At 49.7% G+C, this 12,477-nt stretch carries 6 protein-coding genes; 3 read left to right on the top strand and 3 right to left on the bottom strand.

The window, feature by feature from the left end:
* Window positions 1-81: 81 nt before the first annotated feature.
* Window positions 82-744 (top strand): glutathione S-transferase, encoded by a 663-nt coding sequence (locus DN599_RS09900; protein WP_110457432.1) that lies wholly within the window; start codon window positions 82-84, stop codon window positions 742-744.
* 151 nt (window positions 745-895) lie between these two features.
* Window positions 896-1,159 (top strand): DUF3297 family protein, encoded by a 264-nt coding sequence (locus DN599_RS09895; protein WP_110457431.1) that lies wholly within the window; start codon window positions 896-898, stop codon window positions 1,157-1,159.
* Window positions 1,160-1,395: 236 nt separating this feature from the next.
* Here the strand turns inward: DN599_RS09895 and DN599_RS09890 are convergent, their stop codons facing one another.
* Both DN599_RS09890 and DN599_RS09880 read right to left on the bottom strand, forming a co-directional pair.
* Complete coding sequence (locus DN599_RS09890) at window positions 1,396-2,979, bottom strand: methyl-accepting chemotaxis protein (protein ID WP_110457430.1); 1,584 nt, start codon at window positions 2,977-2,979, stop codon at window positions 1,396-1,398.
* Window positions 2,980-3,901: 922 nt separating this feature from the next.
* Window positions 3,902-4,393, bottom strand: a complete 492-nt coding sequence (locus DN599_RS09880) for a DUF2938 family protein (protein WP_110457429.1) — start codon at window positions 4,391-4,393, stop codon at window positions 3,902-3,904.
* Between the two features lie 89 nt (window positions 4,394-4,482).
* Here DN599_RS09880 and DN599_RS09875 point away from each other — a divergent pair, with 89 nt between their 5' ends.
* Complete coding sequence (locus DN599_RS09875; protein ID WP_110457538.1) at window positions 4,483-4,872, top strand: helix-turn-helix domain-containing protein; 390 nt, start codon at window positions 4,483-4,485, stop codon at window positions 4,870-4,872.
* A 636-nt stretch (window positions 4,873-5,508) separates the two neighbouring features.
* Here DN599_RS09875 and DN599_RS09870 read toward each other — a convergent pair.
* Window positions 5,509-12,471, bottom strand: coding sequence for an Ig-like domain-containing protein (locus tag DN599_RS09870; protein ID WP_110457428.1), 6,963 nt, complete (start codon window positions 12,469-12,471; stop codon window positions 5,509-5,511).
* Window positions 12,472-12,477 lie beyond the last annotated feature (6 nt).

The raw sequence follows: 12,477 nt of genomic DNA, 5'->3' as shown, positions 1-12,477 counted from the left end.
TATATTTTGCCGATGAATATGGTTAAAGTAGATCAAGTATTAGTAAATCCGTAAATAAGTGATCAAGAGATAGCGTTTAAAATGAATAAAAATAGTAGCTTACCTATTATCTATTCGCTAAGAAATTGCCCCTTCGCCATGCGGGCGAGAATCGCGATTTATAAATCCCAGCTGCCAGTTTTGCTGCGAGACATTATATTAAAAGATAAACCCGCCGAAATGTTAGCGGCATCGCCTAAGGGCACGGTGCCAGTGTTAATCACCCCAAATGGCACTGTGATTGAAGAAAGCCTTGAGGTGATGCTGTGGGCACTGAGCATGAATGACCCAGACGATCTGCTGTTCACAGGGGATGATGAGATGCTCGCTGACATGCAAACTTTAATCTATCGCTTTGATACCGGGTTTAAGCGCTGCCTAGAAAACTACAAATGCGCTAAGCGTTACAGCGAAACCAATATCATCGAACGCCGCGAAGCTTGCCAAGGTTATATCGCCCAGCTGGAGCAACGATTAACCCAGCATCAATACCTAATGGCCAACAGAGAAAGCCTAGCCGACATCGCCTTGCTGCCGTTTATTCGCCAATTTGCCCGCGTCGAGCGCCAATGGTATCTGCAGTCACCCTACCCACACGTTCGCCAATGGTTAACTGATTATCTACAAAGCAACATGTTCAGCAAGGTGATGACCAAGCATGAGTTGTGGCTAACTAACCGCTGTGATGTGCGGCTCGACCCCTAGGCTAATCCACCGCGGCACCCTCAACGCTATGCCCTATCACTATGACGTCACGGATCATATATTTAACCCTAATATTGCTAGGTTAATTTCTTGAGCAAAGGGCCAGTATTGCCTACAATAGCGCACGTTTTATTCATTACAGACAACGATCATGAACGACACTAACACACCAGCCTCACCAGCAGCACAACCCGCCTTACCGGATCGCCTTTCCGTTAATCCTCGTAGCCCACACCATGTGGCAGAGATCTTCGAACACGACATCGGCATTCGTGTTAACGGTAAAGAGCGTTTCGATGTAGAAGAGTATTGCATCAGCGAAGGTTGGGTAAAAATCCCGTCAAAATCCTTAGACCGTCGCGGTCAACCGCTATTGTTGACCGTAAAAGGGACAGTTGAAGCTTTCTATCGTTAAGATATATTTTAAGCGTAAAAACCAAAAATAAGGCCGCATAATATGCGGCCTTATTGATCATCAATCTTGCCTTAACGCAGGATTGAAACGATAAGTAAAAAAATCTAAAAGTGGATAAAAAAAGTTAAGCTAGCCGTTCGCATCAAACTATGGTTCAGAGTTGTTCTCACTAAACATGCCGGCAAACAATGGCTCACCATCAGATGCAAGCCATTACGACTAGCCGACAGCAATGCCTACAACTTAAAGTTAGCCACTACAGCACTCAATTGCTCTCTGGTCGCCGCCAATGATGTAGCGCTGGATAAGGTTGCACTGGCGCTAAGGTTAAGTTCATCGACCATCTCACGAATAGTACTTAAGTTACGATTGATCTCCTCCGATACCGCGCTTTGCTCCTCGGCAGCGGTCGCAATCTGATTACTGAGACCATTGATATCAAACACGTGAGTAACGAGTCCATCGAGGTTGTCGGTGACTAGGGCGGTATCATCGGCCGCCTCTTGGCAACTGCGCTTCGTTTGCTCCATCGCAGCGACCGCCTGTTCAGCCCCACTGCGTAGGCGCTCTAACATAGTATTGATCTCTGAAGTACTCGCTTGGGTACGCGCCGCAAGCGCACGCACTTCATCGGCGACGACAGCAAAACCACGACCCTGTTCACCAGCACGCGCCGCTTCGATGGCCGCATTTAACGCCAACAGATTCGTCTGCTCAGCAATATCACCGATCACATTGAGCACAGAGGCAATTTGACGCGTATTTTCATTCATTTCGCCAATGGTTGTCGCCGCCAAATCCACTTCACCAACTAAGGCGACGACTCTATCGGTCGCCTGCTCTACAGCCACTTTAGATTTATCGGCTTGCGCATTAGCTTGTTGAGTAAATTGCGCCGCAGCGGCAGCATCACCAGCCACATTTTGCGCCGTTGCAGTCATCTCTGTCATGGCAGTCACGACCTGATCGGTTTCAATCGCATGAGTTTGGAGCGCTACGTTATTAGTATTAGATTGCACATTCAGCTGCTCAATTTGGCCTGACATGTGATCCGATGCTTGGGTAATGTCGGAGATAATATTACGCAGATTATCGATAACGCGATCTAGGTTTGCCGCAAGAGAACAAAGCTCATTGTCGCCCTTAATGTGTGTCTTTTGTGTAAGATCACCATTAGCAAGCCTTTCCATCACAAACTTAATCTCATTAACAATCTGCACTAAACGCTTACTCATGAAGAAGGCGCTCAGTAGTGAAGCGACAATGGCAAATAATATTAATCCAAATAAAAGACGCTCGGTAATATCAATCTTATTGCCAGCTTGCGTCCCCAGTTCATGATTACGCACAGTCACAAGAGAGACAAGCTCATCAATTTTTTCACTGACTTTGGGGCCTAATTCACGACGTTCCTGACTCAGTTTAGCCTCAGTTTCAGTCTGTTTAGCAAGCGCAACTTCTTGTCGATAGAGACGAATATATTGGTCAATTTGTGGCTGTAAGGTGAACATTTCACGGGCTTTATTGCCCAGAAAACTGGTCTCAAATTCTGGGAGCTTGGCGACAAGTTTACCAATTTTCTGTTGATGCTTAATAATGCCTTGCTCGTTGTGAACTAGACTCGCTAAACGAATTTCAAAAAATTCTGAACGTATACTAGTAAAGGTTTCAACTAGTTGTGTGTTGTTAACTAAACGATCACTGGTGCTCCCCAGATCGGTAAAACCTCGATAAGATGAAATACCAATGATGATGAGTAAAATACTGGCGATCAGAGAGGGCAAAGCAGTCAGAGTGCTGGTTTTAGCATTATTAAACATAGTGGCCTTAAGGTGTGCGATAAAGGTAGGTTAAAGGTTGATTACGAAAAAACTGTAATAAAACTACTTAAAGTGATTATTTTACAGCCGCAAATGACAGTAATCAAACCTAATAATATAAAAAAAAACCTTCAACAACCTTAAATATCAGCGACTTGGTGTGGATATGTTACAAAGCATACCTTTTTACGTTACGACCATTAAAAGTGAAAATAAACAACAAAAAAATAAGCCTTTGTTTTTTTTATTCAAAAAAACAAGCTGATGCAATATAGAAACAAGCCTCCAACATTGACGCCCACAGAACGAGATCTCGATCACAAATATCGAGATTATTCTAACAATGTATCAAGTGGCGGCACTAAATTGCTTCGCGTAAAGTGACTTCTATCAGCCTCCCACTTTTACCTGTATCAATAGCAAATACACAAATAAGGTCGCTTAATTGATGACTAATATATTGTTATTCATCAAAATTTCACCTAACTACATTCCACAATACAAATTTCAATTTACCACTAATGATGACCAAATATGCAATTCGTTTTTAACTGAATTTGTCGTATACAATAAATACCTGCGCTCGGTAACGTTGGAAAGACAGAGTAATAGTCAGACATACACAATGGCTATTTTCGATAGCGCATCATCTAGGGCCTGTTGATCTTTCAAGGTTGTTTTTGCAGCGAATTGCTGGGTATTTATACAAGGCAGAAGCTTTGTAGTGTAGTTATTCTACATAAAAAGCTGAGAACGCAGTAAAAATACCCAACAAACGCTGCCCGAAGGGTTCGGCTAAAAACGTTTTACTCTTTGTTAAGTGAATTTTGCTTAGATGACTAGGCTGCAATCCACTCGCCTCGATTAAAACGTTTTTGTCTAGAACAAAATTCAACCAGCAAAGATCAACAGGCCCTAGTACTTAGGGGGAGTATCTCAAGCATTGCGCCGCAATAAACAACCCGACTCCATAAACACTATGAGTCAATAAACTCAACCATCGAGCTTTCCATGGTGCAGGAGTTTTACTTGCTGCCATGCCAAATCCAAGGCATGGCTGAATAACAAAAAATGGCAACACTAGCGTTGCAAGCGCAGTTAACAAAGCCGGGAGTAACGTTGGATCGGCTAGCCAAGCAATGCCAAAGACCAACAGATGAGCTACAGAAAAAACCACACCTATCAAGTAATGCAAGAACCAGCCTAACCAAGTTTCCCCCTTAATTGCTGGCGTCACCATGATAGGTCGATGCACCCACTTCCCCCTAAACATAGAGAGCACCCAACGCCCTATGAGTCCATAGTCAAGAGAGGGAATGCGCAGCACATTCCTTTGTAGCCAAGACCATATATCCATAACCACAGTGGCCACGATCCCCACTAAAATGACTTGTAACCAAACCCCAACATCCATCCCTTACTCCCCTTTGTGTTCTTTAGCAAAATTGATATAGTGCTGGCATGTTACAACTTGAAGTCGGCTTTAAGTCAAGGGTAAATTTTATGGATATTGCAGAGGTATCGCGCCTATCTGGATTAGCCCCATCGGCACTGAGATATTATGAAAAAATAGGCTTAATTCAGCCAAATGGTCGAAAAGGGCTTAGGCGTCAATACGCCACAAAAATCATAAACAAGCTGAATCTCATCTCACTTGCGCGTATGGCGGGATTATCATTAAACGAAATAATGACGATGTTTAATGAGTCTGATGAACTATCCATAGACCGCTATTTACTGGCTCAAAAAGCATCAGAGATTGATGTTCAAATTAAGCGATTACAAGCAATACGGGACAGCCTTAACCACGTGGCAAGCTGTCCACAATCGGATCACTTACAATGCCCATCATTTCAACAACTCATGAAATCCGTTAAGCCTTGTTCGCCCTAGGCCCTAGGGTAAACTGTGTAGCGATTGACTATGATGGCCATAACGAGAATATTGTCCATCAACCCTAATTTGCAAGTTGCTATATCATTGTTCACTACAGAAAATGGCGAAAGGTGATGATGCCCAAATAGATATGATTGCAAACGGTTATCCTCCCTATCCAGAAAAGCAGTGGCAGATTTATGGAGAACGCCCACCGATTTGGCATAATTGATGATAATGCTAAGTAAAGTCTATCATGGTGAAAATGAAGCATTATTAGCCAGAGTACCTGACGATGGTGGAACTGCAACAGGGGTTGGGGTTAATGTAGAAACAGACGCGTTTCGATTAAGGCATAGCGAAGGAAATGACGGAAACACCTGCTACGCAGCTTTTTTGCTAATTTAAGAACGAGGTGTTGCTGTTATGACAAATTCTGACAATGACTTCGAATTAACCTATGAAATTTCAATAGCTATTTCAGAGGTATACGGTTTACCCCCATATGGATGTATGAATGACCTAATTTCTTCAGTCTCGCTTCCCTGTGACCAACTTAATTAACATTAGTTACACAGAAACGAGACACAAAGTTTGGCAATGAGTCTAGACCCTTTTTAGCTCTTATGCTTACCTAAACTAAGCCCTTCAGGGTCAGAAAAAGACTTCCAGACCAACAAAGATACCATCGACCTGATTTCTATCCAGCATATAGCGCCGGTAATCTGCCCTTATCCCCCACTGCTCGGCGAACTGATATTGACTACCCAAACCCCAATAAAAATCGATACCTGAGTCATCATAGCTCAGTTCTTGCTGTTGCCACTGGCTGTCGAAGTCACTCTCCCACGCAAAAACACCACCGTTGAGGCTGAAAGACCAGTCGTGGTATCGCCAAAAGCGGTATTCTGCTCCGGCAGTTACCCCAGAGGCCAATTGCGCCCCAAGGTTGGCAAGTGATTGCTGCAAGACCTGTGGGTCGAGTGTGCTGCTGGACAGCGTGAGTGAGGTTTCGCCTAAATCAAGATAGCCAAACTGTAGCGCCCAGACATCATTAGCCTGGTAGTTCAGCGCCACTGACCAGGCGAAATCATCTTTGTCCAACTCCGTCAGTTTGACCTCTGCCGGTAAGGCCTCGTTGATATCTGACTCCGAAAGGCGCGCATGGCTGTACCCCAAGTTGAGGTTCACAGACCAGCGCGCCTGGGCATTGAAACTGACCCCAATTGTCAGTAGTAGCAACAGCGGCAGGCTTGCCAAACGCAGGCTTAAGCGCCTGAATCCTGCCATCAACAGCATTAGTGCCAAGGCCCAGAGGGCCACGGCTCCGCCGGAAGAGCGGTTTTCCACCACAACCTCTTGATAGGCCGTGACGGTCACCACTACCTGAGCGTTTGCCGAGGCGCCGTTACCATCACTGACACTGAAGCTGATGATGTCGGTGCCCGCAAAGCCGGATTTAGGTTGATATTTCAGCGTTTGTGAGGCAGTGATACTGACGCTGCCGGTTTGAGCCGACGCACTTGCCAACGTCAGGCTGTCGCCATCCGGGTCACTGGCAGTGCTCAATACATCCAGCTCTATCGCCGTCCTGTCGTCCGTGCTGGCGCTGCTGTCATTCACCACGGGGGCCCTGTTGTAAAAGACAACCAGTTCGGCATGGCTCATTGCCGTACCACCCATGCCGTCGCTGACGGTATAACTCAGCTGCGCGTTGCCGATAAAGTCCTCCGGCGGCGTGTACATCAAGCTGAGCTTGTCGTCACTGACACTGACCTCACCGATAGAGACACTGGCCTGCACCAGATAGAGGCTGTCGTTATCGGCATCATTATCGTTGGCCAATACGTCCAACAGATGTTGCTGATTCCATGGCAAACTAAAACTGTCAGCTTGGGCTATAGGGGCCTGGTTGGCTGACAGCTTCACGGCAACGCCGCCCGGGTCGACTATGGTGCCATTAGCTTGGCCGTCACCGTCGTTAGGGCCACCATCCTGAATAAACAGTTGCACACACCAATGACCTTCAGTGAGGCCACTCTGCCAGCTGGCATCACCTATCGGTGGACAATATCCGGGTTCTCCCGCGCTGCTAAATACCTGATTGTTGGCATCTGTTACAAACTCCTGCCAGCCGGAAGCGACGTATTTACGGTATTGAGCCTGTGCCGGTATCGCCTGAACTTGCGGGATCACTATGCTGACACTGCCGCCATATTCACTGCCCTCGAGTTCGAAGTCGAACAGACCCCCAACAATTTTCCCTTCACTGTCATCTGGCAACATTGAGCCATCTTCCAGCTCAATACCGTTGTCCAGTTGCTGCAGACTTAGCTGCCCCTTACGGGAGCAGATACCGGGTTGCGCCTCGGCCAGATAGCCATTAGCTCGGCTGAGCTGTTCGGGGATCACATTACAGGGATGTTCGCCCTGCAGATAGGCCGGAATACCGTTACCATCCGGATCGCCATAACCTTCGGCACTATCCGGTAAACGATTGTTGTTGGCGTCTGTTTCCCCAAGAGCCGGTAGCTGTGCCAGCAGCAATAGCTTGAGACTCTTGCTGCTTCCCAGTTGGGGGGAACCATCGTCCATGGCGTTCAATGTCAGCGTCACCCCACCTGGAGACAGCGTTGCGGGGTCGAAGATAAACTCGTTTGCTGAGGCCGAGAGGTTGCTCAGGGTTGGCTCACTGGACCAACTAAGACTGATGTTGTCTGCCGGGTTAGGATCAGCGACTTCTGCCGCTACCGTCACCAAGCCATCCGAGCTGCTTACGCTGGAGCGCATTTCCCCCTGTTGACTGGCACTCAAGCTGAGGTTGGGCGCCAGATTCTCATTACTGATGCGTATTTCTGTGGTGACGTTAAACCCGGGATTTTGACCGTCGTCTAGGGTGATTGTTAGCGATTTTTGTTGCCCGGCGGTCAAGTCGGCAAAAACATTGAACTCCAGGCTGGTGGACATTCCCTGACTCAAGAGCAGGCTTCCGCTTGCGAGGTCATGGTGACCTGCAATCGCATCGCCGCTGACACTGTAGCGGATCTCCAGCGGATACTCGGGGGCCGAGCCGTTGAGTAAAACCGGCACCTGCACTTGAGTGAAGTTGGCGACAGTTTTCGAGGCTCCCAGGTTAATCCTAGGGTACACGGTAACCAACTGCGACGCTGTGGCACTTACCCCCTTACCATCTGTGGTTTTCCAGTAAGCCAAATGTTGGCCGGGAGCAAAAAACGGGAAGCCGTTCAACAAGGATACCGGAATGGGGTTGTCATCGCTGTCGATGGCGCCGACTCGACCCAAGTTTACCCGGGTAAACAGACCTGTGGCGTTGGCCGTGACATCGGCCGGGATATTGATGACAGGGGCTTCTGGATTACTGCCTTCTATGCTGAAGCTCACCTTGGCACTGTCATAAAACTCTCCGTCCGTGATGCTGTAGCTGAGTCGCACCTGACCATTGAAGTTTTCCGGCACTATCAGTTGCAGCTTATCTCCCAATACAGTAGCAGTGCCCAGGCTGGTGCCGATATCCACAATCGTCAGCGTATCGTCATCCGGGTCACTGTCGTTGGCCAGTACATCGAGCAAATAACTATTTTCCTGGCTGAAGGCTTGGGTTATCCGGTCGTGGTTGGCCTGTGGCGCTTGATTGACAGCCTTTACTTCCACACTAAAGGGCGCCAAATCTGTACTGAGCGCACCATCCGAGACTCGGATAATGATGTTGTCACTAACGCCTACATGCTCTCGCAGTGGAGTACCACTGAGCTCGCCGCTTGCCGTGTTGAAACTGGCCCAGGCCGGTTTGTTGCTGATACTGAACGTCAGAGGATCCTGATCCGGATCTGTGGCCGTGGGAGTAAAGCTGTAATAGCTATCCTGATCTACGCTGCTGGCTGGAGTACCTGAAATACTGGGAGCCTTGTTATTCGGCTCCGGGGTTACAGTATTGGAGGGACTTGAGGCTGGGCCTGTGCCTGCGATGTTGCTGGCGCTGACGGTAAAGCTGTAGCCGGTGCCGTTGCTCAGACCGCTAACTGTCAGCGGTGAGGCGGTGCCGCTGGTGGTGAAACCAACCGGGCTTGAGGTGACGGTATAGCCGCTTATCGCCGCGCCACCACTGCTGACGGGAGCACTGAAGCTGATCGTTGCGCTGGCATCGGCAGCGACAGCGCTAACAGACGTTGGCGCGCCGGGCACCACGGCATTAACTGTAAAGCTCTGGGTCACGGTGGGCGCCGCATTGTAGCTGCTGTTCCCGGCTTGATCGGCGTTGATACTGCAGCTGCCAGAGGTGACGAAGGTTAAGGTACCGGAGGCCGTGATGTTACAGACCCCAGTGGTAGTGGAGCTGAACACCGGGGTTAACCCTGAGCTGGCGGTGGCCGCAAGGGTTGGTGTGGTACCAAAACTCTGCGCCCCCGGGTTGCTGAAGCTAATGCTCTGACTTACCTTGGGGGTCACCGTATTGGAGGGGGTCGAGGCCAGGCCCGTACCCGCTGTGTTGCTGGCACTGACAGTAAAGCTATAGTCGGTGCCGTTGCTCAGGCCGCTAACTGTTAATGGCGATCCGGCGCCGCTGGCGGTAATCCCACCCGGGGTTGAGGTGACGGTATAGCCGCTGATCGCAGCGCCGCCGGTACTTACGGGGGCGCTGAAACTGACTGTGGCGCTGGCGTCAGAGGCAACGGCGTTGACAGACGTCGGTGCTCCGGGCACCACGGCATTGACAGTAAAGCTCTGGGTCACGGTTGGCGCAGCATTGTAGCTGCTATCCCCAGCTTGGTCGGCATCAATACTGCAATTACCCGTGGTGACAAAGGTTAATGCGCCGGAGGCCGTGATGGTACAGACCCCTGTGGTACTGGAGCTAAACACAGGTGTTAGCCCTGAGCTGGCGGTGGCTGTGAGTGTGAGCGCGCTGCCAAAGCTCTGCGCCCCCGGGTTGCTGAAGCTGATACTCTGGTTTACCTTGGGGGTCACAGTATTGGATGGGCTTGAGGCCGGGCCCGTGCCTGCGGTGTTGCTGGCACTGACAGTAAAGCTATAGTCGGTGCCGTTGCTCAGGCCGCTAACTGTTAATGGCGATCCGGCGCCGCTGGCGGTAATCCCACCCGGGGTTGAGGTGACGGTATAGCCGTTGATCGCAGCGCCGCCGGTACTTGCGGGGGCGCTGAAACTGACTGTGGCGCTGGCGTCAGAGGCAACGGCGTTGACAGACGTCGGCGCACCGGGCACCAAGGCGTGAACCATGAAACTCCGGGTCACTGTGGGCGCCGCATTGTAGCTGCTGTCTCCGGCTTGGTCTGCATCGATAGTGCAATTACCCGCGGTGACAAAGGTTAAGGTGCCGGAGGCCGTAATGGTACAGACCCCAGTGGTACTGGAGCTGAACCCAGGCGTCAGCCCTGAGCTAGCCGTGGCCGCAAGGGTTGGCGTGGTGCCAAAATTCTGTGCCCCCGGATTATTGAAGCTGATGGTCTGGTTTGCCTTTGGAACTACCGAGTTGGATGGCGCGGATGGCAAACTTGTGCCCACGGCATTGATGGCCTGCACTGTAAAGGTATAACTCGTGCCGTTGGTCAGGCCTGCAACCCCTATCGGCGAGTTGGCATCGCTGGCGGTGATCCCGCCTGGAGATGAAGTCACTTGGTATGAGGTAATCGCGGAACCGCCATCACTTGCCGGCGCCGAGAAGTTGACCACGGCTTGACCATCCAAGGCAGATGCCGTGCCTATGATGGGGGCACCGGGAACCGTCGGGACGGCAACAGTATGAACATCGCCAGAGGTGTAGGCTGCCGGCCCACTGTTGGCCTGAGCATCGTTGATGTTGGTTGCTGCTTTCAGATCCAGGCGCAGCGAACCGTTACCGCTGATATTGTTGATAGTTACAGTAACGCTGGTGCCTGAGCTGGCGGATACCGACGCAATGTTACCGGCCGCACTACCTGTGGGAGTCAGACTGAAGTCGTCGGTCGAGATATTATTGGCCAGCTCATTGAAACTAACTGTGTAACTGATGCTGGTTGCGGTATCTGCGGGTGAGCCATCAACAGTCATGCCGATCACTTCCGGAGGAAGGTCATCCACCACTGTGATGCTAAAAACTTTTTCAAATGTGGCATTGCCTGAATCTGTCGTCTGCACCCGGATGCTATAACTACCGCCGGTCAAGGCTGACGCATTGTTAGCCCTAAGGGAATCACCACTGATATTGAAACTGCCATTGCTGGTGTCACCACTACCGGCAATCAAGGCATAGCTGAAGCTGTCACCGACATTGGCATCCGTGGTGGTCAATGTGCCCACTACCGCATTGCTGCCGCTACTTTGGTTGACTGAAGTGTTGGAAAGCGTGATGTCAGTTGGGCTTTGATTACCGGTGAATGCTCCAGTGACACCCAATGTAACACCACTGCTGTTTCCCTGGAATATGGAACCATTGGTTTGGCTGTCATTGACAACTGTGCCGCTGGTCTCATTAAGTTTCCAGTAGCCAATCAAGCCGGTTTCATTGCCCGCCAGCTCGAGCTGGCGGTTATTTTGAATTTCGGTTTGAGTCCGCGCCGTACTCCAAAGGCGGATATCATCTATTTTGCCGGTAAAGTTGTTTACCGCAGCATGATTTTGAAGACCGGCGACCAGATTATTGACGTTAAACGATTGATAATCAGGCACTATATTATTACCACCCATGTCTGGGATGCCACTACCATAGGATTGGCCATTGACATAAAAACTCCATTGGCCGCTATCGAAGACAAAGGCGAAGTGATACCAAGTGTTGATACTGAGCGTGATAGGGGTGCTCTGGGTTAAATTAGCAAAATCGTTACTCAAATCCACAGTCAATGCGCCATTGACGAGAACAAAGCCGCCCGCGTCGACAGCACCGGTAATATCCATCAGATTGATAATGCCTGAAACGCTGGGAAGGTTAGTCCAGAGCTCCAGGGTAAAGGCGCTGTCATTGGAGAGTGCAGAGGCGGCATTGGTGAGGGTAACGACATCACCGTCAGAGAGTTCATACGCAGTGCTAGACAATAGCGTATTAAATCCTCTCACATCACCGGAAAACAATGTCCTGTCAGCAATGGTCGAGGAGGTGGAATATTCGAGTTGCCAATCACCGCCAAGACGTTTGTTGCCTGTGGCGTTGGTAGATGCCAATACGGGGCGGGCTAAAATCGAGGCCAGATTATCGACAAAGGCTTTACCCTTTGCGTCTTGGGCCAGGTTACAGGCATAGAGGTAGAGAGGGGCACTCGGCAGTAGCAGTTGATCCAACTGGGAGGCCAGTTCCTGCGGCGACAGCGTTTGACCTGCCAGTTGTATTTCGCCATTTTGGCCATGAGTAATCAGGTGAATGTTAGAATAGCGTTGGCCCTGTTCCACCAGTGGTGAGAGGTCAGCAAGCCGTAGAATAGATTGAGTGTTATGCCATTGGGCTGAGGAATGTGTTAACAAAGTTTGATATTGAGGTAGAGATGCGTCAACTACCAACAATTCTAGTGATGTGGGCTTGGTTGAGGCTATTGCTGAGTTTTGGAGAGATAGTAACGGAAATAGCAACAACACCACCAGGCTTAATATCCGTATTAAAGAAGTCATGGTTTT

This window comes from Shewanella algidipiscicola (assembly GCF_900380485.1).
GTDB classification, from domain to species: Bacteria; Pseudomonadota; Gammaproteobacteria; order Enterobacterales; family Shewanellaceae; genus Shewanella; species Shewanella algidipiscicola.
This window is presented reverse-complemented; position numbering and strand designations above follow the sequence as displayed.

Excerpts from the sequence above, each read along its gene's own strand:
- DN599_RS09900 (WP_110457432.1), top strand. The coding sequence starts at position 82 with ATGAATAAAAATAGTAGCTTACCTATTATCTATTCGCTAAGAAATTGC.
- DN599_RS09895 (WP_110457431.1), top strand. The coding sequence starts at position 896 with ATGAACGACACTAACACACCAGCCTCACCAGCAGCACAACCCGCCTTA.
- DN599_RS09890 (WP_110457430.1), bottom strand. The coding sequence starts at position 2,979 with ATGTTTAATAATGCTAAAACCAGCACTCTGACTGCTTTGCCCTCTCTG.
- DN599_RS09880 (WP_110457429.1), bottom strand. The coding sequence starts at position 4,393 with ATGGATGTTGGGGTTTGGTTACAAGTCATTTTAGTGGGGATCGTGGCC.
- DN599_RS09875 (WP_110457538.1), top strand. The coding sequence starts at position 4,483 with ATGGATATTGCAGAGGTATCGCGCCTATCTGGATTAGCCCCATCGGCA.
- DN599_RS09870 (WP_110457428.1), bottom strand. The coding sequence starts at position 12,471 with ATGACTTCTTTAATACGGATATTAAGCCTGGTGGTGTTGTTGCTATTT.